The sequence below is a fragment of the Desmonostoc muscorum LEGE 12446 genome, from assembly GCF_015207005.2.
GTDB classification, from domain to species: domain Bacteria; phylum Cyanobacteriota; class Cyanobacteriia; order Cyanobacteriales; family Nostocaceae; genus Nostoc; species Nostoc muscorum.
Genome location: NZ_JADEXS020000001.1, coordinates 8589724 through 8612690, shown reverse-complemented (window position 1 = coordinate 8612690; position 22967 = coordinate 8589724). Strand labels below are relative to the sequence as shown.

Genomic DNA, 22967 nt, shown 5'->3' with positions numbered 1-22967 from the left:
TGATTACAAAACAAATGGCTTTGTTAGCTATTTGATAGCTTGTATAACCAGAATTATAAAAGCTGTCTACAATGTACAGTAAGGTTTTGAGCGATTCTGGTGCTAGGTTAAATAATGTTTTGTTTTTTTGGAGGTAGCACACCTAACTAGCTGTTTCAGCATGTGTTCAATTGAATGTATAAAATAATATCTCTTGACAGTAAAATAATATTACCATGAGCTTGAGATGTGCAACACTTTTGTGGACAGTTGTCAAAGCTGTACACGGTGAATTGTAACTACCTCTTGATTAAATTTTATAATAAACACCTGAGAGCAAAAGTCAATTGACTTACATACGCCTAGTATTTTAAAATTTAATACTATTATTGTTTCTGCTAGTAGCTAAATGTTTTAAATATAACATTTACTAAAATCAAATACGGATAATGAATATATTGTGATTGCTGGATAAGCCTGATTGTCTGAATTTTGGGCTACTGGCGATCGCATCAGGGAAGGTTAAATTAAATTACCACTTTGTAATTATTATTTAGCAAAGTGTTGTCATAGACCTTATAATAGTGAATATTTTTATTCACCAATGGTTCGAGGATTGCTACATATTGTTATGAATAAAGCAATCTCGACACAAAATTACGATTAATCATTCGTGAATAGCGAGAACCCTGATTTATTAGAGAAGTCGGGGTTCCTACACCCAACACGAAAACTGATGACGATGTTCCTGAGATTTGCTATTACAATTCATGTAACTGTTATATATTAGAGTTTACAAGTCTCGACGCGAGAGAATAAATCGCCTGCAAGCATCCTTAACCACAGATTGAAGGTTTGAGCCTTGCGTAATACGTAAAAATACAAATGTGTATTATATTTGTCAACAGTATCTTAGCTCTTCCCAAAATTGATGACTTACTCATTTTTCATCCTCTACTGCCCCTAAAATTTTTAGTGTTCCTTTCTGTGCCTCTGTTAAGCCAGTAGTTCCTGTTATATTCATTCTTTCATAAGGTCGGCTAACCCTTAGTGTTCTTATACATTCACCTTGATTAATATCCCAGACTCTAATTGTTCCATCTTGACTACCACTAAATAAAGTCTTCGCATCTGGACTAAATATGACAGACCAAACTCGGCCAGTATGTCCTTGAAAAGTCTTAATGCATTGACCAGTTTCAATATTCCATATTTTTACTGTCTGGTCTTCACTACCACTGGCAAAAGTTGTATTATCTGAACTGAATGCAACTGCACATACCCAATTAGAGTGCTCCTTCAATGTTCTAATACACTGTTGCGTTTCAATGTTCCATAGCTTTATAGTTTGCTCTTGACTACCACTGGCAACCATTTGATTATTAGGGCTAAATCTAACAGACCAAATTAGACCAGTATGTCCTTCCAAAATTCCGCAACACTTTCCTTCATTGATATTCCAAAGCCTCACGACTTGATCTCCACCGCCACTAGCAATGAGCTTGCCATTAGGGCTAAAGTCTACTGAAGCCAAGCAGTTGGTATGTCCTTCAAAAGTTTTGATGCATTGACCAGTATTAACGTCCCATAGTTTTACTGTTTTGTCGTCACTAGCACTTGCAAGAGTTTGACCATCTGGACTAAACGCGACAGACCAAACCCAATCCCTATGCTCCTGGAATGTTTTCAGACAACGCCCAGTTGCAATATCCCATAACTTCACTGTTTTATCTTCACTACCACTGCTAGCTAGAAAATCATTACCAGGGCTAAATGCAACAGACCAAACTCGATTTGTATGCCCTTCAAAAGTTTTGATGCATTGACCAGTTTCAAGGTTCCATAGCCTGACAAGTCTATCTTCTCCACTACTAGCTAACATACCAGCATTGGAGCTACACGCAACTGAATAGATCCAATGAGTAGATCCCTTTAGCGTTTTCCAGCATTGACCAGTCTTAACATCCCAAAGTTTTACCATTTGGTCATCACTGCCAGTAGCAAGAGTTTGACCATCGGGGGGACTAAAGGCAACAGAACCAACTCTCCCTTTGTATCCTTGTAGTGTTTTGGTGCAATCTCCAGTGTTAATATCCCATAACTTCACTGTTTTATCATCACTTCCACTAGCAATAATTTGACCATCCGGGCTAAAGGCAACACGCCAGACAGAGCCACTGTGCCCCTCAAATACTTTTAAACATTCACCAGTTTTAATGTCCCATAATCTAATTGTTTTATCTCCACTACCACTAATAAGCTTAGACCCATCAGGACTAAATGCTACTGACCGTACAAAATCACTGTGTTCTTGAAGAGTTATTATGCAACGACCAGTTTTAACATCCCACAGCTTTACCATTTGATCATCACTGCCAGTAGCAAGAGTTTGACCATCTGGGCTGAACACGACACACCAAATCCAATCAGCATGGGCTTGAATTGTGTTCAAACATTCACCAGTGTTAGTATTCCATAACTTTATTGTCAGATCGTCGCTACTGCTTGCTAAAATCTTTTCATCTGGACTAAAGGCAAGAAAGCGAACGAAATCTTTGTGCTCTTGTAACGTTCTGAGGAGTTGACCATTATTGACATCCCATAGCTTTATTGTACAATCCTCACCTCCACTAGCTAAAATCTTTCCATCTGAACTGAAAGCGACACTCCAGATCCAGCCTACATGTCCTTTATAGGTCATTAAGTTTTGACCGTCAGAAATTCTCCACAAGTGGATTTCGTTGGGGTCAGTAGTGGCAAGCGATACTCCATCTGGACTAAAAGCTATTGCTAAGATACTACTAAAGGTTTCTGCGAAAGAGGATTTAGATAAGTCGGAATGAGCTAAGTTTACGTCTTTCAAATTTGCGTCTGACAAATATACCTGCCAAAGTTTTAGGCATGAAAAATCACAACCGCTCAAATCAGTACCTATATGACAAAGTAAATTAAGAATATTTCCACCCAAATAACCTCGCTGAGGCAGTTCTTCCCTTTTCAATTTTGATACTAATTTAAATAGCTGATCTTCAAATTTTTTATCATCATTATAAAAAAATTCCTCGACAATAGGCTCAATAATAAAGCGAATTTGAGCTTCCCTGACATAATCTTTTGTAGATGCTTTAATGAGTGCATGCCTATTTAATAGTAATATTGTTTCTTCTTCATTAATCTCTTTATATACACATTTAACTAAGCGTTCGCTTAAATACTCAATAAGCACAGGCTGCAATGAAAAATGCTTTTGACTTTTCACGAGAGGAAATCTTCGCTGTAAGACTTGTAGAATTGAAGGAATTTCATTTTTGACGCTTTTGGATGCAAAAATATCTTCTATTAGCTCTGAAAGTGAAACTGGCTCACGGTTGATTGCTAACCAGTACATTATCTCTTGCTCTTTGTCTGATAAACGTTGAAAATGCCAATCTAATAAATCATTTAGTTCACCAAATACCTGTTTTCCTTGTTTCAAAAAATCAGAAATTTCGCCCGAATATACTTCGGTAATATGCTTGGCAGCAAGCTCTAGAGCCAAAGGATTGCCGCTATAAAACTCAATTATTTCCTTCCATTCTTCGTTTGAACCAGCAAAGGAACCGATGTCGGCGAATATTTCCTGGCTGTCTGAATAGTTCAAGCCACTTAAACTATACGTGCGAGTTAGTCCTTTTTCTCCTATTTCCAACTTCACAACTTCCGGAGGTTTTTCACGGCTAGTCAACAGCAAGCAACTATTATGGGTAACTTCACCAACTTTTGATAAAAACTTACCATAACCTTCATACCCCTCTTTAAACCGGGATTGATTACTGCTGTCCAGGACTGCATCTAAATTGTCAAGTATTAGCAAGCAACGATGCTGCTGCAAATAAGTAATCAACTGAGTTATTTGCTCATCTACAGTGTCTGATAAACCAGTTTTCTTCTGATCGGATATAAAATTGATTAAATCTGAAAAGATATCTGAACTTAATGGAGCATTCAATAATGAACGCCAAAAGACATATTCAAACTCATCTTGAATATCTCGTGCTAGCTTCAATGATAAGCTCGTTTTTCCGATCCCACCTATGCCCAGCAACAAGACTAATTGACATGGTTTCTCTTCTTCAATGATCCAGTGTTTTAAAGTGGAGATTTCCTCAGTACGTCCATAGAAACTATAAATATTTTGTGCTAGTCCCCAATCTTGTTTGCATTTTTTAATGTCAATGCCTGGTGTCACTTCCGTTACAGGAACTTGCTCGCTCAACTCTAACCATGCTGTAATCAGCACTTGAGTAGGAATAATAAACGCCACTTTGGCTGTCGCTCGCTCTATTTCCCCCGCTACTGCCATTCCTACTACACCCTGTAGCTGCTCATCCCATATTGGCGCACCACTGAAACCAGGCTCTAATGCATAACCTTGTTGTTTTATATCCTCCAGTTGCACCCAACCATTGGCAAGTCCGGCTCTAATTTCACCAGCAGCCCAAACTCCATTGGGCTGGTTCTTTGGAAAACCCAAAACTCGGAAAGGATGCCCCCATAAGTCTTCTGAAGCTACCAGTCGTGCTGGTTGAGCGGTATTAGGAGGAGAGCTTTCTAATTCCAATGCCGCAATATCTTCAGCAAACTCATTAGGATTAACAGGTCGCCAGAATACTATCCTGGCTGTGAAGAATTGTTTTGCCGCTAAGAAAGGAAAATCCAAGCAGACTTCTGTCTTAGGCATTTCAGCAGTGTTTCTGGCAATTCCTAGAGCATCTGCTACCACATGGGCGCATGTAAGGATATATTTTTGGGAAACTAAAAAGCCAGCACCAACAACCTTGGCATTGATTGAGTAAATCCTGACAATTGATGACTCCAGGTGTGTGGACATCTTATGGCTCCCGTTTCCACTTTAAAGTAACTTCATAATTAACTTCGGCATTGCCAGAAGCGATGACTGCTCCAAGTTCTGCACTCATTTTGATACCGAACTTGATTTCCACTTCGTCCGCAGGTTGATTGAGACTATTAACTTTAGTCATAATGACATTGGCTATCGGTTTAACTTGATCCAGAGCAGACTCAAAAGTTTTTTTAGCTGTTTGAATCATCTCATCTCGCAAACCAAAACGATGATCAGTTGGTCCAGGCTCATCCACTTCTACAAGAATCAAGTCTCCATTTTCCAAAGGAAATTCAACAATACGCTTCACAAGCTTACCCCTCTACAACATTTTTCACAAAATCAATTGTTTTTTAGCTTTAAACTGCAAGTCTATCCGCTGTCTTGGGGTCTGTCTACTCCTCTGACTTTTCACAAGATGTGGAAAAGGGGAGCGATCGCCTCTGATAGTTGAATCATTTGGCGGATACGACTTTCGCTTTCACCGACAATTCCCCCAAATAACCGTCCCACATCCAATCGCAACAGAGGTAAACGCCACTCATGGGCAATAGTTTTCGCAGACAAGGATTTCCCAGTTCCTTGAATTCCCACTAGGAGGACACCTTCAACATTATTCATCATTTAACATCCAATTTTCGGTGCTTGAAGAATTGGTGGGAAAAGTCAGCATAAGTAGTACAAAACTCCTAATCTCGGCTAAGGGAAATGCTTACAAGTTATTGTTCCCATCTGTACCAAGAAAGTCACAGCTTGTGTAAGGGACTTACAAAAAATAAATTATCCCAAATTATTTCTAAATTTTTAGGGGCGCAGTTTTCTTTCGCCCTTCCCGTAGGTGCGCCTTCGTTGAATACTCACGTTAATTCAATATCCACTTTTTCAACCATAACCTTGTCGTTGCGGCAAACTCAAAGTTTAAACCACAAAAATCATAGCCCAATTTAGTGGCGACAAGGTAAAGCTGACGCTTTATTTTATTGGGGTGAAAAACATTATTTTTCCTAGTAAATGTGGTACAAGCAGTGATTACCAATTCAACCGAAACTTTTCTAAAAGACGCTGTTGTTGAAAGATATAACATCTCTAAATTGAATAAAACTCGCATCCGTTTCAAGATTCAGTTAAAGAAGACAACCAAGAGTAATGCTCCAAAATGGACAGATGTTCTCAAATATTCTCAAGATGAACAAGAATCTGACTTAGTGAAGGTTACAACCTCAGAAGTTGGTTTAAAGGGCATCAAAGTTTTCAAAGCTTTAGACGAAGCAGCAAACCAATTAAGGCAAGAAATTGCTTCAGTCCAAGAATGGATGAATTATGACAATGGTGATTGGATTTGTTCTATAGACTTAGCGCCCTTGGTCTGGAATCAACTAATCGGAATTCGAGATAATATTGCACCTGTTTTACGCACTCAACTGAAAGAAGAGTATGAAAAGGGGTACACAGACTATCAAGAACGTATTGACAAATTTCTCTCACTCAATGCTTGGCAGTTATCTATAGAACAACAACAAGAAGTTAAGCAGAACTTAGCCAAAGCTTTTCCCTGTTTAGAGGAACTAGAGGACTATTTACAAGTAGTAATTGGTCGTCCTGTCATTATTCCCGCCATCAGTGAACAACTGTCAGAGAAACAAGCTGAATGCTTAGGGCAAATAACTCGGTTTATCGAACAGTATGACAGAAATTTAGAACAAACACTGAGGGAATCAGCGATCGCTCTCGGTGAACAACTAGCAGCCCAGTTGCTCGAAGATTTGAGCAATTGGGAACCAGGACGCAAGCCAGTCAACTTCAAGAAGAAGATGGAACGCCATTTCAAAAAAGTCCAAATGCTTTTGGCTAACGCCAGTTTTGAAGTTTTGAAGCAGGTAGCAGCCTTATGAATATTAGCTTAGTTATTAGATTCTTTCTAATAAATTTAATCTTAGAATACAAAACTATTGATACTATCAGGGCAAAAAATATAAGAAATATAAATAAAGGAGCGTTATATTGAAGACTTAATTCTATAGCATTCAAAAAATTGTTAGAAGAACTAACATTTTCAGGAAATAAATAAGATATGTTATGTTTGATTTCTTCTGTCTCTCCCCTAAGGAGAAGAACTATTTGAGCATATATCCATAATGAAGGAATAAATAATATTAATGATAAACCAATACGATAATTTAAATTTATTTCTTTACCAGTTATCTTTTGAATTATAGGTAATATAATTACAAAAACTAATACTTGGAATAAAAGACAAAAAATAATAGCCATAAATACTAACATTTTCAAATAACCCCGATAGTTTATCTACATAGAAATAATAACGAAATTCTACATTACAAATAAAACGTATTTTAGCAAGTCTAAGGCAATCAAAGCCTTAGTATTATCACCCGTAATTTCTCAATAATCAAATATCTATATCGATTTTATGTATACAAACATTTTATTTGACGACACCAATCTCTATACGAAATAAAAATTCTTTGAAAATCATCATCAGATGGTAACACTCCATTATGAGCAATAATATTTCGCAAACCTTCTAATTGTTCAAATCTATTTTCAATAAATTTAATGTCTCCAATATAAGGTATGAATAACTTATCTTCCTTTTTAATAATAGTAACTAAATCCCCCCAATCAATGCAATAAAGAGGTGAACTACCTCCTCTTGGGGAAATCCACTTGTTTGTAGTCTCGAAATTTTTGACTCTTTCTACTTTTGCTATCGTTTTTGTATTTTTAACTTTTTCCCACCAATTATCTCCAAATTCTCTTGAGAGTATTTGTTCAATAAAACAACGAACTGAATTTTCGTAACAATGAAGTATTACATACAAACTAGACATTTTATAGGCATTTATCACATCTTTCTGATTAAGATAGGGTGTATTAAATACCTCGGTACTTTCTAACTTATTAAGAATAGCTATAAGAGTAGCTTTTGCAATTTGCATAACTACAACTAAAGAGCCATCCTCTGAATATTGATATCCTTTTATTGCATTATTCCAAATATTTAACTCATCATTCATATCTGTATCATTAAAGATACATCTAACACTGTTCATCCAATGTGAAAAATGTCGGAAAATCACATCTGGAGAATCATAAAAAGTCTCTAGCATAGACAAACTCTCTAATAATGACTCTATAACTTCTCGTTTATGTTTCATACTGAAAAGGAAATTTTATTTCAAAGCTAAAAATCAGAGTCCATTACTTCCATTGTTGAAACTGTGCTACTACTTCATACAATTTTCGATGATATTCATCCCAATATCTAGAATTCTCATATTTATTTTTTGGCATTATACAGTCATTATATTTTGTTCTTTGGGTTAAACAATATGTCCCAATTGTACTAATTAAATATTCGACACTAGCTTCGTTATTATCTAGTAGCTGGTTTAATAAGTTTTCTATTTCGTCTGGGGTCATATTTCTAGCTAAAATAACATCAGTAAAATCAAACCATCAAATAACTATATGGACAACAGTAATTTTACTTAATTATAAACAAATGTCTAATTGCTGACGACGGTGGACTGGTGTTCAAATCAGTCGAGACGTATAAAAAGCCGCCTCACATAGACCCTTTAATATATGTGTTCGAGTACATCAACAATTTCGGCGGTAATGGGGTTTTTATCCTGGGAGATGTTCACCCTTTTGTCGGTAAAAACTCTCTGCAATTGAGTTGGGAAATCCTCACCAGAGTAAAAAACTTGTACCATCGCCTCAAACCGACTGAAAAGCGAATTGTGTTTTTAGGTCAAAACATTCAACTGCACGAATCCCTACTGAGACTAATTCCTTGCTGTGAAGTTCCTTTGCCCAGCATTGAGCAAATTCAAGACCACTTAGAATCATATTTACTGTATTTGCAAGAATCTGCCAGTGAGCAAGAGGTAACTTTTACCGTATCTCTCACCACCGAAGATAAAGAAACCTTGGCAAGAGCAGCATTAGGCTTGACGCTGGAGGAAATTAGCGACTTTCTCCGGCTGACTGTCAAGGAGCGATTAACTTCTAAAGGTATAGTAATTGATACTACGGTCATCCCTTTGGTTGTCGAATACAAAACCCGCCTACTGTCTCAGATGGGTATTGAATTGGGTAAATTGGCGACCATACCCTTTGGTGGTTTGGATTTATTGCGGGATTGGTTGCAACGCCGCCGTCGGTTATTTTCCCAGGAAGCGCGATCGCTAAATCTACCCCAACCTAAAGGAGTGCTACTGGCAGGGCCACCAGGGACGGGTAAATCGATAGTAGCAAAGAACATTGCAACCATACTCAATCTTCCACTGCTGCAATTAGACATTGCCTCGATGCTTGGTAGCCTGGTTGGAGAATCTGAGGGCAATGTCCGCCGCGCACTCAAGACTGCTGAAGCTATTGCACCCTGTATCTTATGGATTGATGAGGTCGAGAAAGCACTTTCAGCTAATGGCGATACCTCTGGAGTCTCGCAAAGGATTCTGGGGAATATACTCACTTTCATGTCTGAGTGTACGGCGGGGGTGTTTGTGGTGGCAACTTGTAATGACCCAACAGCGCTGCCTATTGAGTTCAAGAGGAAAGGGCGGTTTGACGAGAATTTCTTCGTTGACCTGCCTACTGAGTTGGAACGCTGCCAGATTCTCAAGATTCACTTAGAACGGTTTGGTATAGAAGTTCCGCAGGAATATTTAGAGGCGATCGCTGCTAGCACCGACAAGTTTAGTGGTGCTGAGTTGGAAACCCTGGCATCAGAAGCAGCACTCCTGGCTTTCGATGAGGGAAGACCTCAGCAGGTCACTCTGGCTGATTTAGAAAATTGTCAGCAAAACATCACCCCTTTAGCGATTCAAGATGCTGCTGCTGTTGAGCGGATGCAGTCTTGGTCAAAGATTGCGCGACCTGCTTCCAGTCCTGTGCAGGTGTCTAAGAAAGGTCTTCGTACTTCTAGGTTCCGTACTAATTAGGTATTCCCAAATTAGTAATGATTTGAAGCTTTTGTCAAATGAACATTTCAACAACAGATGTTCATTTGACATGGCAATACTTTACTCTAAATTATGTCAAAAATATGGAAGCTTACTTAATATTTGTAAATGCGGCTCAGAACAGTAACAAATTCTGGAGTGCAAAAGTTGAGCAAGGTAATCTAACTGTTGAGTGGGGTAGGGTCGGCTACAAATCTCAGCAAAAAGTTCACTCTTTCGGTAATGCTCAACAAGCAGTTTCTAAATTCCACAATCTCGTGGCTGAGAAGAAAATGAAAGGCTACCGAGAAAGCCAACCTCAAATTGATAGTACTTCTGATTCTCTAGAAATCAAAAGAGCTATCCAATTACTGGAGATTTTGCGTCCTTATGTAACACAAAGACAATTTACCAATAGAAATTATCTAGAGACATTAAACCAATATTTAAAAATTGTTCCTACACCTTTAGGAATGAAAATAGACCCGTCTCGAATATACCGCGATGTGGCAGATGTTGAACATCAACTATCACTGCTGAACTCTTTGTTGGAAACTGATTCTGTGCTGGTTGATAACACTACAGAAGAATCTGCTAATAACAGCAAAGTTATTAGTTTAAAAAGCATTGGAAAAAACTTTTGGAGGCATTTGTAGGAATAATTCAGGAGCGGAGCCTGATATTCCCAAAGCTACGATTAGAATAAAGGCTTACCTGAGAGCGGTTAAATGGGATATCTCAGTAAACTTTCGTATGTCTCACAGAGTAAAAGCATCTGATTCAAAACTTTACATCCTTTATTTTCTGCTATCGCAGTCACCTTTCTAACAATGACGCAACCAGAAATAAATTATCATGACTCAAACAGCATCGAAACAAAGGGTAAAGCCTGTCAATCAGATAAAACAAACAAGTGTAGCTACTCCTAAAACCGAAAATGAAGTATCAGCAAATATCCCAGAAATATCTACAGGTAAAAAGAAAAAACCTACATCTCCTGATGCTGATACTTCAACTGAGCCTATCTCAAATAAGCGTACTAATAAACGTTCTACCAAATCAGAGTTAAACTCTCAACCACTTATAGAATCAGGAATGGAGGTAATCTGCTCACAAACTAAATTTCACGATGCGCTCTCTTTAGTTAGTTGTGCTACCCCAGCTAAACCTACCCATCCTATTCTTGCTAATGCTCTAATCATTGCAGATATCGAAACACAACAGATACATTTAACTGTTACTGATTTAGCATTAACAATTCAGGCAAGTTTTGAAGCCCAGGTATTGCTCAAGGGTGAAATTACTGTGCCAGTAGAAATGCTATTTGAAATAGTTAAGCATTGCCCTAATGGTAATATTACCCTCAGTAGTCAGACTCAGATTATACAGCTTATTGATGAGGAGAAGCAAACAAAAATCTGCTCTCTGGGTTTATCTGATGCTGATGGAAAATATGAAATTAGAGGCATTAGTGCTGAAGAATTTCCACCTAGTTCTACACTTGATGCTACTCCCATTCCTCTGCCAACAACAGTTTTCAAAGATGGTTTGAAAGGTGTGATTTATGCTGTCAGCACTGATGAAAATAAATATATCTTGACCGGAGTTCATATTCAACTTACACAGGAGAAGTTAAAGTTTATTGGTACTGATGGGCATCGAGTCGCAACCACTGAACTTTCAACTCAAGGAATTGGTAGAAAACCCCGCAAACAAGTAGAATCTTCAGAGATACAATTTACTATTCCTGGTCGAGTCCTCAAGGAACTAGCGCGTAACTTGGATGATTCTGTCGAATTCATTAATTTGTTGTATGATGCCCAAAGTAATCGCTTGGGTTTTGCTTGGCAAGATATTATCCTCAGATGTCAATGTTTGGAAGGAACTTACCCTGACTGCGAACAGCTATTGGCAAGATTTACCTTTGACCGAGAAGTAATCCTAGAAAAAGCATTCTTAGTCAAAGCACTGGAACGGTTAGCTGTGTTAACAGATAAAAAAGAGAAAGGTATTTACTTACAGTTTGATGGAAGTTTGCAGCAGCTACGATTATCAATTGAACGGGAGTTTGGCAAAGGTGATCAGGTTATTGCTGCTCATCTACCATCAGAAATGTCATTGAATATTCAGTTTAACCTCAAGTATTTAGTAGAAGCAGCCAAGGCAATTCCCAGTTCCGCTATCAAAATGCACTTGCAACAATCAGATCATCCTGCCATGTTGGTTCCTTATGGAGATAGACCAAATCCAGAACTGCAAATGGAAATGCGTCAATTCTTATTGCCACTGTACACTCTAAATGCTTAATAAATATTAACCGTAATCTTGAAGTTTTGTAGGGTGTTTTGGATACGAGTGTTGTCAATACGGTTCGGATAAGCATTTTTCACTTTCCTTGTGGTCTGGGGAATGGGGTTGCGGGTAAAGGGTAAGAGATATATTCAAAACCTTTCCCCTTTAACTGAACCCTATTGCCTTGCCAGGGATAAGGAGTTGGGTAGAAAGCAGACAGATCGCTTCGGAAGCTTACTGCTCCTGAGCGGACAGCGCCTTGCGGTAAACGATTTTGTCAGCGCCCGCTTGATAGAAGTCGCGGATACGCGCTTCCTCGTCATAACCGCACTTGCGGTAGAACGTTCGCGTCCGCTCGAAGTCCGGCGTACCTGACGTTTCTACCAGCAACACACGCCCGCCGCGTGCCATCAATGTTTGCTCAACGTAGCGTAGCAGGGTCGCACCACGTCCTTGTCCTTGGCGGTCGGGTCGGATAGCAATCAACTGTAGATTCCACGTCTGATCGGTCATCCGTTCCATCTCACAGTAAGCGACCCCCACCGCCCCGTTGTCATCGTCGGTAATCCAAAAGCGATCGGCTTTGCCGTCTCGTAGAGAATCGCTGTCGCTGCTACCACCGAAGTAATCGGACAGCATTTCGCCAAGCTCCTCAAGTTGCTTCGGTTGGAACAGTCCAGTTGCGTCGGCTAAGGCAATCAGCGCGGTCGTGTCATCAGGCATGGTCGGTCGAATCATCGCGAACTCCGTGTGCAAAACAGGTTAGTCGCTGGAGTAAATATCACAACAGTTGTTATGTCAATTTAAAACATAACAACTGTTGTGATAAGATGTCAAGATACTTGTTTCATGTTGCTGTAAACCGAGGAGAGCTATGAGTTATGACGATCGCCGTATTGAAGTCGCTAAAGCGGCATGGCGAGTGATTGTCCGTGAAGGATTGGATCGTGCCAGTATGCGGGCGATCGCGCAAGAACTTGGCTCTTCGACAGGGGTTGTTACCCATTACTTTCGAGATAAAGAAGAACTCACCCTATTTGCCCTGGAACAGGTGTTTGAAAACGTGCTAGAGGACATGAAAACCTGTGCCGAGGGACGGCAAGGAATTGACAGACTAGTGCAGATGATTTTTGTGGCTCTACCTCTGGAGGACATTGACAAAGCTGATTGGAAGGTTTGGGTGGCATTTTTGGGCTATTCTATCGGGCGCGAACGCCTTGTTCAGGAGCACCGAAAACGCTATGACTTCTTACGGCAGATTATTCGTCAAGAGTTAGCTGACTTACAAAAAGCCTTGCTGATTCGAGCCGATCTTGATTTAACCCTCGAAGCCAATGCACTCATCGCCCTAGTGGATGGCATTGGCACTGGTGTTGTCATTTTTCCTGAGCAGTTCTCCGCAGATCAACAAAAATATCTCGTGCAGCGACATATCAATGCAATACTTGCATCATCTTGAACACTGACGCGTAAGTTTTAAGTTACTACCAACTCGACCAAATGAAACTGCCTAACTATCAATACGGTTCGGTTAAGCCAAAAACCAGATAAACTGAGGGTTAGCTCCTGAGTGTACTGAGATTGAATGCAACTTAAAGAATTCTCAGAAAATCACCTTCTGTTAATAGTTGTAACTACAGAAAAGGAGGAAATTCGGCAATGGATAAGCTAGACCAATATCGCAATGCTATCAAGAAAATATTGACTGAGTATTACGAAACTACTAATACTCAAGTTATAAAAGATACGGAAATTGAAGTAAGCGATACCTGCGGTAAGCTACGCTAACGCTTGGCTTTTGATGAAACAAGAGATCAATATCTTTGGTTTCGGTTCGGCTGGGATGACAAAAAGCAGATACAGTATATTATCATCTATCTCTGCATTAAAAACGGCAAAGTTTGGGTGGAAGAAGATGCAACTAATTTATGCGTTGTTGATGATTTGCTATCAGCCGGAATACCCCAAGCCGATATTGTTTTGGGTTTTCATCATCCCAGTAAACGAGGTTTAACAGAATTCGCTACTGCTTAAGGAGGCAGATAAAAAAGAGAAGTTTAGGGGAGCATCCCAATTTTGCAAAAAGAGGGTGAAAAGACCAGTTTATTCGCGAGTAATAATCGCGAATAAATGGGGGGCTGTACATCAACACAAGAATTCGAGAGAATTATTTGTGTTCAATCCCAAGATCAAGGACAATGACCCCAGAAGATAAAAAACAGTTGGATGCACACGTAAAAGCCATCGCCAAGATTCTGTATAAAAACACGCCATCCTCAAAAATCGAAACCTTTGAAGGAATCGAAACAGCCGTTCGAGATCAGGTACTGGAACACGTCAGCCCGAAAATCGCCTTTTTTTTATCGGAGAAAAGACGGGAACGACCAGAGGGCGCAACCGAACCATAAGAAGCTGTGTAGGTAAAATAATTATCACTAGACTTCAAGCCTTGCGGATGGGGATTGAGCCATATAGGCGGTTTAGCCCATTATTAGAAAAGTGCTGTTTATTACTGGCAGCAAACGTTTCATTCCAAGATGCTGAACTTGACCTCAAGGTCATGACCGGGATAGAAGTAGGTCATAGCACCTATCATCGCCAAGTCCAGAAGGTGGATACATCTCCCCCGAATGTCAAACAGAAATTAACAGAGGTATGTTTGGATGGGGGAAAAGTACGGTTACGGTCTCAAGAGAAAGGTAAGTCTGCCTACTGGAAAGAGTATAAAACAGGAAGATTGCAGGGGATATATTACGGAGCATTCTTTCAGGATAATCTCGGACTCACTAATTGGGTCAATAGTCAAAACATCGGTAGAACTCTTTATTGCTTGGGAGATGGACATGATGGCATTTGGAATCTATTTTCAGAAATAGCTGACTCGGATATTCGTCAAGAAATTTTAGACTGGTATCATTTAAAAGAAAACCTGTATAAAATACAAGCCACTAAAAAATTTCTGGTGGACATTGAGGCCGAACTTTGGCTAGGACTTGTAGAACCAGCAATCACCAAACTCAAAAAATGCTTTTATGTGGGAGCAACACAGTTCATCAACTATCTATGTAAACACCGACATCGGTTGGTAAATTATATGTACTTCCAAGCAGAACAATTAAGCTCCATTGGTTCTGGAGCAGTGGAGTCAGCCGTCAAACAAATAGATAAGCGACTACAAATAGTAGGAGCTTGCTGGAAGTATGAAAATTTACCACAGATGCTGTCTTTACGTTGTGCCAACTTTTATGGCTTCCTCGCACCCACCTTTGGATAAATAAATCGCACAAACTCTCTGACTCTTGTACTTCGCGAGTTATAATCGCGAATAGTTTTGTGTGCCTGTGTATGCCAAAACCAAGAGCCAACGATGTGGAACTTGACAAAATCGCTCGATTTGAGCGGATTAAGAAAGCGATTACAGTTTTAGAAAAACAACAAGCTATAGGAATCCGATTTGATTTCTGAAAAAATCTAAGTATCTGTAGGGGAGCCAGTGCGTTGCGGAGGTTCCCTCCGTTGTAGCAACTGGCGTTGTGTTATGGCGTAGCCTAACGCACCTAAATCGTTAACTGGTGCGTTACGCCAAAGGCTAACGCAACGCCAGTCCGCTCAAGTCGGGAAACCCGCCCACACGGCTGGCTCCCCTACGTGTATTTCAGAAATCAAAGATGAGTCCTATATTATATTAAAGCAGGGGGCGCTTGCTCCACAAGGAGCTTGGGTAGCGCGTTACCAAGTCCGCCAAAATCTGAAGAAGTATTGGTACTATAAATTACAAGCTTCTACTCCTTGCTTACCTCAAGCGACACCCTCAAAACTGAGTAAATACAAGCATTTAGGCAAAGCTGGTACTACTGAACATATTGATGCTGTTATGTCTGTTTTTAGACGTTCTGTTTGGGAAGAGGTACAGAGAATAATTGATACTCTTGATGATTGCCTTCTAGATATTAGTTCTGGGTCTGAGCAAGAGTCGGAAGACCCACAAGATTGAGTCCCTATATTATTCACGAGGTTTCATCGCGAATAATGTTTCTTTCTTTATTTTTGCACATTTGGGATGCTCCCGTAAAAGCTGCACCTCTTGGGCGATCGCTTGCTTCAAAGCAGTACACTGGTACTATGAAAATTCCAGACTGCGATCGCTGTTTATTTTGCGCCCATGACCAGAAATAAAAAGGTACAAGCCCCCTATTTCGTTATGGAAAATAAAAATATGTATTTCGAGACACGTAGTGCAAGAAATACTAGTATCACTTATCTTGGCTCTATGCCACCTAGATATCGACTCGCAGTTTCGCCATGTTCCGCCAAAAGTGTCCTAGACTCTCCGTAATGCCGCCGAATAGTGTGGTGAAGATGGTCGAGTCGGCAAGCAAAATATCGCCGCCACGGTTACCGTTCGGCGGTACCCAGATGCACGTATTGAATTCCCGATTTCCCTCCGCCGTGAACGGATGCGGTCGGGAAAGATCGATCGGCTGCGTCGCCAGAACATGAATGGACTTCGTGTCCTCTGTCGTCAGCGCGTAGTGGGGCAGATGCAGATGGAAGTTGAACGTGGTCACTCCATTCAGCAAACCCAGTTTGTCGAGATCCTTGTTAACGGTCAGGGGTGCGATCTGGTTGCTTCCTTGTACGACAGCAGGCCGGAGTCCAAACTGATTAAGTACGGGCACTTCGAGTTCTTTCATCAGCGATCGCGTGTACTGACCGAAGCGCTGCTGGCGCGGCACGAGTTCGTCGCCGTGATGCTTATACTCCATCTGGCGCTGCTGCATGTCGCTCGTGAAACCCACGTCATGGTGCGGCGCAAGGAGCAGGCACGTACCTTCTCGGTTCAGCCACTCGCGGATCGCGTCGATTTCTCCCTTTTCGGCTTCTTGCTCGGATAGGAGATGATCCAGACCGAACACCATCAATGTATCCGTGTCTGCCAGAATTCTTTCATCAATCAGGAGTTTGTACCCTGCCTGGTCAATGCGTTGGTAAACGGCGACCGACTGCCCAGTAATCTCGCCCACGATTTGCTGAAAATCGATGGTTGATCGGTGGAATAGCTCCAGAGTACCAGCGATGCCCTGCAAGAAATTCATCTTATCCCACTCAGATCCCTCAAAGTTCGGCCAGCCGACCCGACGGACTTCGGTCATAGTCGAAAAACGGTTATCCAATTCGGTCAGATCTCGGTTGGCTTCCCAAGGATAACTCCACGTCCAGTAAATGCTGAACCGACGTTTGTCCGGCGTGTACGGTCGCGGCACATGGTTCTGGTTGTACGTTCGCCCAACTCGATTGAGCTTGCTCATTTTCACCACCATTCCTTTTATTTGATCGGATTCTAAAGTTACCTGCCAGTGCTCAGTGACGCCAAGTACCGAAGCGCCTTCAGTCCGGGCAGAAAGAAGTAAGCCCCGCCCCGAACCGTGGTGAATGCCGGAATGCCCTTGATGGTTTTCCGGATTGGCCGCTTCGGGATCTTGAAGTCAAGGGTGCCGTCCTGCGTGCCGATAATCGGATCGCGCTCGTTGCCGAGTTCGTGGAAGTTCTTGTCATTCACCCACACGTTCTGCGCGAACTCGAACTGACGAATCAGGCTCGCGCAGATCACGAAGGCAGCAATGCCACGCTCTATCCCGTCTTCCGGCGCATCCTCCGGGAGTGGCGGCCCGTAGGTTGCCCCACGACGGATCATCCGCCGCCGGTTCATGTTCGCCCCTGTATCACGAGGATTCAGACGACGGATATGGGAGCCGAGGGGTACGGCATAGCCATGCGGGTCCATAGTCGCATAGTTGAAGTCGTTGTTGCGCTGCATATCCACGGCGAGTGCTGGATCGTCCTTGTCTGGGGACAGCACCAGCGGTGCGCCGCTGCGCCAACGACCCATCAATTTCGCCGCCACAAGTTCCTGCTCTTCCGGCGTCTGACCGTGCTGGCGCAGGAAGTCACGAAACTCGATGATATGCTCCTGTAGGCGTCGATAAGCCATGTAGCTACCGTTTCGGGAGAGGATCTCGGGTTGCGGCAGATTGGCAGGGGGACCGTATTCGTCCGGGTAGCCCAGGATGAACTCGCCCGCCTTCAGCGGCGCACCGGAACCGGGCGTCGGCTCTTCGCCCGATCCTTCGATGACTGGCTGCGAGAGCCGATCGCGGTAGCCGAAGTGGTCGTGTGCATAGTTGAAAGGCGGCGTTGCCTCCAGATCCAATGCCGAGATCACTTCCACGCCCTCGCACTGCGCGACAAGTCGCTGGTGCTGCGCCTTGCAGCGATCGCGCTCTGCGTTATCGCGGGCAAAGAGAATCACAATTGCATGGAGATCCGGACTAGCCACACCTCCCACCCAATTGTCAGGATGATTCGTGCCGGTGTCGCCGAGGATCTCCGCGCGGGCCACCATGCCCTGCTTAAACTCCTCAGGAAACGTGGCCAGTGATGCCTCATCCATACCCAGCGCCCGCAGGCCGTTCCAGGTGAAGGCCACGCTCACCCATCGGTTGTCCTGTTCGACCGAAGCACGAACCTCCGCAGACGACTGTACCTTTTCAAGAATGGCAGCTAGCCATGCTCGTCCACCAGCAGGGTTCCGGAACGATAGAAATTCATACCGTCCGGTGAGCGCAGGCACACGAGTCAACAGAATGTGCTGAATGTCATCGAACTCAAGCATATCAAGTCCTCCTGATGAATTACTGCATCTGGTCAAGCATGTCGGAGAACGCCGCCTTGAGTTTGAGGGCTTTCTTGATTTCGTCGGAACTTACGTAGGGATACTCGCCGTATTCGAGGAAGCTTGGACACTGGTGCTCGCGGACGAATTGGATGAACGCCGGTGTGTTCGTCTTCCAGTCCTCGGGAAATTCCTCAAGATTCTCGAAAACAGTATTGATACCGTACTGTGAAAAGAGTGCGACGGCGTCCTCGGTGTATTTGTCGAAGTCTGTGTCGAAGATGCCCTGGTACATGAAGTATGTGTCCTCGGCGATGTCAAACAGCACCCAGCGCAGGTAATGCAGCTTGAGCACAGCCAGACCGTCCGGCAAATCGGCGATGGTCTTCTCGATCGTCTTCCCATATTCGCGGATGGTCTCCTCCCTGCCGGGCTTGATTTTTGCGATGATCGTGAAGCCGTAGCACGCGGGAGTCTTAGGAAAAATCGGTCCGTATCTTCCCTGTTCTTGTGCGAAGACTCCTCCCTTTGGGATCGCCATAGCGGCGGGTTTCGTCCAATCGTTCTGCATATCAATCTTCCTTTCTTGGGTGGTGTTATTAAACTGTTGTTAGATGTTTAAGCCAAACTTGTAGCGATTGATAAAGAACCCAATAACCAAGTCATGCATTTCCTCAGTTTTAGAAAAGCAAATTGTCTTTCTAGCTAGTCGCTTAAGCCGAGTTCTTAAATTTAGATGTTTATGTTCAATTCTTTGAGTCTTTCTCTTGCCAATCTCATGTTTTTCCGCAGGTAAATGCTGTTCATAAGCCCCCCAACCATCTGTACAGTATTTCTTAACACCAAATGGCTCTAATCAATTTTTTAACTTTAGAAATACTTCGTCTTGCACACTGTCCAAATGCGTAAGCTAAAACCTTTCCTATCAGGCGGTAGATAGCACCTACGTAACTCCACATTTCATCTAGTTCGGACTCTTCAATCCCTTCCAGATCAGGAAGCGGGACGGTCATAGGACAGACCTAAATCACTTATTTAACCCCGGCTTCTATTATTACAGTATTCCAACAGTTTGATCACATTACCAACGGATCTATACTTTTCGGTAGATACAAATCACTCTATCGCCTTAATAAGGCAGTAGTTTCAACACGATAATCCAATTTCTTTAGGAGGATGCAGAGTAATTTATTTCTGTTTATAAATCGGCTATGAGTACAGTTTGATAGATAAATTTCTATGTCTATTGAGTCACTTCAAGAAGTAACTTCAAGAATTGTTCAACAGTCATCAGATTAAATAGACAAATATTCATTATTCACCTGCCCATACATTATAGGAAGTAACCGGATATGAACATTCATTAGGAATAAATTTAATTACTAGAATCTGTTAGTTTCCTGGCTGATTGTTGTCCTGCTTTAGCGCAATTTCGGAATCTTGTAGTGATTTTTCACCATCCAGGATCAGTCATTTGAAAACCATGCACCATCCCTTACTACTGATACTCGTTAAAGTCACTATTTTTTCTCTAATGTTAGCCATAGGGTGCAACCTCTCTTTTAAAAAGATGCTCTCCTTCTGGCGAAAACCTGCCTTAGTATTCCGTGCGCTTCTAGCCGTTGTTGTGCTAGTGCCTCTGGTGGTTATTCTACTGCTGAAACTGTTGAACTTACCACCGGAAGTAATGATAGGATTGGCCTTGTTGGCAGCTTCTCCAGGTGCGCCTCTGACTACGAAGCGATGCCTACGGCGAGCAGAGCTAATGCAACAGGCTTGGAGGCAGCTTCCACTACTCAGCGAGTCTTCAGCTAACTCTGGCAATACTTGCGGTTTTTGTTACTCCCATCACTTTGGCGATTTTCGCCACCTTATTTGCGAGTATTTCACAAAAGGTGGCAATTTTAGAAGTTGCCCGGCAAGTCATTATGGTGCAGTTATTACCTGTCAGTTTCGGTATTTTGATGCAAAAGTTCGCGCCTACATTTACCCAACATATTGCTAAACCCTTGACTTTTATCCCACATTCCGCACCCTAACTGTCACAAGTTCATTAGTACTTAACTAATTTTCACTAAATAGTACTTATGAACTATAACGAGGAGTAGTATTTTAAAACTTAATAAGAATAATTAGTAGTAAACCAAAAAGTTTTTCTCCAAAGAGCGATCGCGGAAATACTTATATTTTTTGATACTTATTGATACACAATTATCTAACCAGCAGACATAGTATAAATGACAAAAGTGTTGAATGTTAAGAAAAATCCGATAAAAACAGCCCAAAATATGTTAAATTTTGGGCGGAAGATTAAAGTATATCTATTTGATAGTGATTATAAATTCATTTCCCAAGATTGTCAAAGATATCTTGAGAGGACTGCCAAAAAACGATTATCCGGTATTGAACAGTCGTCTGTTCTTTGAGTGCTGGCTATCTTATGCTATGGATAACAGCTTAACAAGTATGCGAGATTTGTTTAAGAGATTAAACAACACAGGATTTGAGGTAGATATTTCTACTTTCTCAAAAGCAAACTTACATCGAAGCCAAAAACCTTTTCAAGAAATTTACCAAAAATTAAATGAATTAGTACAGAAGAAAGTTCAAAAAAAGTTACACGATAGATATGCAATTTGTCCAATAGATTCAACAATTATTACTCTCACAAATAAATTGTTATGGGTATTAGGACACCATCAAGTAAAACTTTTCAGTTCTCTCAATCTAGCTACTGGAAGTCCATCAGATAACTTCATCAACTTTGGACATGATCATGATTATCAATTTGGTTCAAAGATGATGTCTAGTCTACGAATAAATGCTGTTGGGGTAATGGATAGAGGCTTCGCGGGATTAAAGTTTATCCAAGAATTGGTACAAGAAAATAAATACTTTGTTTTGCGGATTAAAAACAATTGGAAACTAAAATTTGACGATGTGACTGGATTAATCAAAGTTGGTGCATCTGATGATGCTCAAGCCTATAGAGTCATTAATTTTTGTGATTTAGAAACAAAAACTGAGTTTCGCCTAGTAACTAATTTACCTGCTGATGGAGAGGCTGCCGTTAGTGATGATGAAATTAGGGATATTTATCGATTACGTTGGGGAGTTGAATTGTTATGGAAGTTTTTAAAGATGCACTTAAAACTTGACAAATTAATTACTAAGAACGTCAATGGTATCACTATACAAATTTACGTTAGTTTAATAGCTTATCTAATTTTACAGATATTATCTATCCCACAACAATGGGGACATACGCTATTAGATAAATTCCGCTATTTACAATCTTGTATGTGTCAGAAAATCAGTTATGTTCATTGGTTTGAGGAGATGATGTTATGTTGACTAATTTAGGCTTTTTAGAGTTACTGTAACCATTTATGTAAAGTTTTGTATCAGCATTCAACATTTCTGGTGAAAGTTGATAATGAAATATCAATATCAAATTTGACTTCAGAAAGAGAATATATTCTGAATTTTCTGCCAGAGAATTGTCACTACTATTATAAATTGTAATCAGACTATATCGAAAACTTATTTGTGATAGAGACTATTAATAAAAATTAATAGTTAGAAATTATAATGGTTTTTAATCGACATCTCATAAGCTAAATACAAATATTTTCGTAACAATCATAAGTTTTTATCTATCGAGAAAACATAAATAATTATTGCTGCTTATTGAGAATATAAATATTATTTAGGCTAGGTCAATAATCTCCCTACATAAACATTAAAGTATTCTTTTACTCTCATTCTAGAGGCAATACTCAGTAATAACCCCTTTGTGACAGTTAGGGTGCGGAATGTGGGTTTTAAAGTATAACGAAGTCGCGTCTCGAAAATTACCTCTTGGTAGTGGTGCTGTTGAAAGTTTGATTCGTCAAGTTGTTAATTTACGTATGAAAGGTAATAGTAAGTTTTGGCTTCAAGATAACGCAGAAATTATGTTGCACCTCCGTTCGTCGGATGCGAAAAAGTTGGGATAATTTTTCTGATTCTATCTTTAATTCGTTTATCAAACCTCAAACTGCCTGATAAATTTTATACTTCAATTCGGCATTTAATTGATTTACTGCCATAATTGATACCAAGTTTTAAAGATTTATTGCAGATATATTTGAAAATAATCGTCAAATAACTTACTAGCAATCTTTTT

Annotated in this window: 16 protein-coding genes and 6 pseudogenes; 13 read left to right on the top strand and 9 right to left on the bottom strand. The window is 40.9% G+C overall.

The window, feature by feature from the left end:
- Nucleotides 1-919 precede the first annotated feature (919 nt).
- From IQ276_RS35320 to IQ276_RS35310, 3 genes and pseudogenes are all read right to left on the bottom strand, one after another.
- Nucleotides 920-4849: a WD40 domain-containing protein gene (locus IQ276_RS35320; protein WP_193920968.1), complete on the bottom strand. Its 3930-nt coding sequence runs from the start codon at nt 4847-4849 to the stop codon at nt 920-922.
- 1 nt (nt 4850) lies between these two features.
- Nucleotides 4851-5171, bottom strand: a complete 321-nt coding sequence (locus IQ276_RS35315) for a CU044_2847 family protein (RefSeq protein ID WP_193920970.1) — start codon at nt 5169-5171, stop codon at nt 4851-4853.
- 119 nt (nt 5172-5290) lie between these two features.
- Nucleotides 5291-5467: pseudogene (locus tag IQ276_RS35310) on the bottom strand (AAA family ATPase); the annotation flags it as partial.
- 407 nt (nt 5468-5874) lie between these two features.
- Here IQ276_RS35310 and IQ276_RS35305 point away from each other — a divergent pair.
- Nucleotides 5875-6726: pseudogene (locus IQ276_RS35305) on the top strand (hypothetical protein); the annotation flags it as partial.
- Between the two features lie 564 nt (nt 6727-7290).
- On the opposite strand, the gene IQ276_RS35300 reads toward IQ276_RS35305, so the two are convergent.
- Nucleotides 7291-8040 carry a Swt1 family HEPN domain-containing protein gene (locus tag IQ276_RS35300; protein ID WP_193914024.1) on the bottom strand — a complete coding sequence of 250 codons (750 nt, stop codon included), beginning with the start codon at nt 8038-8040 and terminating at the stop codon, nt 7291-7293.
- A 339-nt stretch (nt 8041-8379) separates the two neighbouring features.
- Between IQ276_RS35300 and IQ276_RS35295 the strand changes: the two are divergent.
- The 3 genes and pseudogenes from IQ276_RS35295 to dnaN form a co-directional block, all read left to right on the top strand.
- Nucleotides 8380-9834: pseudogene (locus IQ276_RS35295) on the top strand (AAA family ATPase); the annotation flags it as partial.
- Nucleotides 9835-9938: 104 nt separating this feature from the next.
- Entirely contained in the window at nt 9939-10490 is a 552-nt protein-coding gene (locus tag IQ276_RS35290) for a WGR domain-containing protein (protein ID WP_193914046.1), read from the top strand.
- 199 nt (nt 10491-10689) lie between these two features.
- Nucleotides 10690-12141: a DNA polymerase III subunit beta gene (dnaN, locus tag IQ276_RS35285; RefSeq protein ID WP_235116264.1), complete on the top strand. Its 1452-nt coding sequence runs from the start codon at nt 10690-10692 to the stop codon at nt 12139-12141.
- Nucleotides 12142-12360: 219 nt separating this feature from the next.
- Here the strand turns inward: dnaN and IQ276_RS35280 are convergent, their stop codons facing one another.
- Nucleotides 12361-12864 carry a GNAT family N-acetyltransferase gene (locus IQ276_RS35280; protein WP_190881542.1) on the bottom strand — a complete coding sequence of 168 codons (504 nt, stop codon included), beginning with the start codon at nt 12862-12864 and terminating at the stop codon, nt 12361-12363.
- 136 nt (nt 12865-13000) lie between these two features.
- On the opposite strand from IQ276_RS35280, the gene IQ276_RS35275 reads away from it, so the two are divergent.
- The 5 genes from IQ276_RS35275 (at nt 13001) to IQ276_RS35260 (ending at nt 16302) form a co-directional block, all read left to right on the top strand.
- Entirely contained in the window at nt 13001-13585 is a 585-nt protein-coding gene (locus IQ276_RS35275) for a TetR/AcrR family transcriptional regulator (protein ID WP_193914029.1), read from the top strand.
- Between the two features lie 200 nt (nt 13586-13785).
- On the top strand, nt 13786-13914 hold the full coding sequence (locus IQ276_RS41155) for a hypothetical protein (protein WP_373690617.1): 129 nt from the start codon (nt 13786-13788) through the stop codon (nt 13912-13914).
- Between the two features lie 3 nt (nt 13915-13917).
- Nucleotides 13918-14160: a XisI protein gene (locus tag IQ276_RS41150; RefSeq protein ID WP_228042825.1), complete on the top strand. Its 243-nt coding sequence runs from the start codon at nt 13918-13920 to the stop codon at nt 14158-14160.
- Between the two features lie 164 nt (nt 14161-14324).
- A protein-coding gene (locus tag IQ276_RS35265) for an ISKra4 family transposase (RefSeq protein WP_373690616.1) occupies nt 14325-15400 on the top strand; the annotation gives its coding sequence in 2 pieces (ribosomal slippage) (nt 14325-14480 and nt 14483-15400; 1074 coding nt in all).
- 755 nt (nt 15401-16155) lie between these two features.
- Entirely contained in the window at nt 16156-16302 is a 147-nt protein-coding gene (locus tag IQ276_RS35260; protein ID WP_193914032.1) for a hypothetical protein, read from the top strand.
- 101 nt (nt 16303-16403) lie between these two features.
- Here IQ276_RS35260 and IQ276_RS35255 read toward each other — a convergent pair whose 3' ends face one another.
- From IQ276_RS35255 to IQ276_RS35240, 4 genes and pseudogenes are all read right to left on the bottom strand, one after another.
- Nucleotides 16404-17435, bottom strand: coding sequence for a hypothetical protein (locus tag IQ276_RS35255; RefSeq protein ID WP_193914034.1), 1032 nt, complete (start codon nt 17433-17435; stop codon nt 16404-16406).
- Between the two features lie 38 nt (nt 17436-17473).
- Nucleotides 17474-18799: a Dyp-type peroxidase gene (locus IQ276_RS35250; RefSeq protein ID WP_190884619.1), complete on the bottom strand. Its 1326-nt coding sequence runs from the start codon at nt 18797-18799 to the stop codon at nt 17474-17476.
- 19 nt (nt 18800-18818) lie between these two features.
- The gene (locus tag IQ276_RS35245) at nt 18819-19370 is read right to left on the bottom strand and encodes a hypothetical protein (RefSeq protein ID WP_193914036.1); all 552 of its coding nucleotides are present in this window, start codon (nt 19368-19370) and stop codon (nt 18819-18821) included.
- Nucleotides 19371-19409: 39 nt separating this feature from the next.
- A pseudogene (locus tag IQ276_RS35240) lies at nt 19410-19643 on the bottom strand (IS1 family transposase); the annotation flags it as partial.
- 639 nt (nt 19644-20282) lie between these two features.
- On the opposite strand from IQ276_RS35240, the pseudogene IQ276_RS40835 reads away from it, so the two are divergent.
- From IQ276_RS40835 to IQ276_RS35225, 4 genes and pseudogenes are all read left to right on the top strand, one after another.
- A pseudogene (locus IQ276_RS40835) lies at nt 20283-20465 on the top strand (sodium dependent transporter); the annotation flags it as partial.
- A gap of 151 nt (nt 20466-20616) precedes the next feature.
- Nucleotides 20617-20838, top strand: a complete 222-nt coding sequence (locus IQ276_RS40495; protein WP_255264441.1) for a hypothetical protein — start codon at nt 20617-20619, stop codon at nt 20836-20838.
- A 292-nt stretch (nt 20839-21130) separates the two neighbouring features.
- A complete protein-coding gene (locus tag IQ276_RS35230; RefSeq protein ID WP_235116263.1) occupies nt 21131-22153 on the top strand; it encodes an IS4 family transposase in 1023 nt (340 codons plus the stop codon).
- Between the two features lie 467 nt (nt 22154-22620).
- Nucleotides 22621-22846 (top strand): annotated as a pseudogene (locus IQ276_RS35225) (ISLre2 family transposase); the annotation flags it as partial.
- Between the last annotated feature and the right edge of the window lie 121 nt (nt 22847-22967).

Bases quoted from the DNA above. Each gene is read 5' to 3' on its own strand.
- IQ276_RS35320 (WP_193920968.1), bottom strand. From the start codon at position 4,849: ATGTCCACACACCTGGAGTCATCAATTGTCAGGATTTACTCAATCAAT.
- IQ276_RS35300 (WP_193914024.1), bottom strand. From the start codon at position 8,040: ATGAAACATAAACGAGAAGTTATAGAGTCATTATTAGAGAGTTTGTCT.
- IQ276_RS35290 (WP_193914046.1), top strand. From the start codon at position 9,939: ATGGAAGCTTACTTAATATTTGTAAATGCGGCTCAGAACAGTAACAAA.
- dnaN (WP_235116264.1), top strand. From the start codon at position 10,690: ATGACTCAAACAGCATCGAAACAAAGGGTAAAGCCTGTCAATCAGATA.
- IQ276_RS35280 (WP_190881542.1), bottom strand. From the start codon at position 12,864: ATGATTCGACCGACCATGCCTGATGACACGACCGCGCTGATTGCCTTA.
- IQ276_RS35275 (WP_193914029.1), top strand. From the start codon at position 13,001: ATGAGTTATGACGATCGCCGTATTGAAGTCGCTAAAGCGGCATGGCGA.
- IQ276_RS41155 (WP_373690617.1), top strand. From the start codon at position 13,786: ATGGATAAGCTAGACCAATATCGCAATGCTATCAAGAAAATATTGACT.
- IQ276_RS35260 (WP_193914032.1), top strand. From the start codon at position 16,156: ATGTTTCTTTCTTTATTTTTGCACATTTGGGATGCTCCCGTAAAAGCT.
- IQ276_RS35255 (WP_193914034.1), bottom strand. From the start codon at position 17,435: ATGAGCAAGCTCAATCGAGTTGGGCGAACGTACAACCAGAACCATGTG.
- IQ276_RS35250 (WP_190884619.1), bottom strand. From the start codon at position 18,799: ATGCTTGAGTTCGATGACATTCAGCACATTCTGTTGACTCGTGTGCCT.
- IQ276_RS35245 (WP_193914036.1), bottom strand. From the start codon at position 19,370: ATGCAGAACGATTGGACGAAACCCGCCGCTATGGCGATCCCAAAGGGA.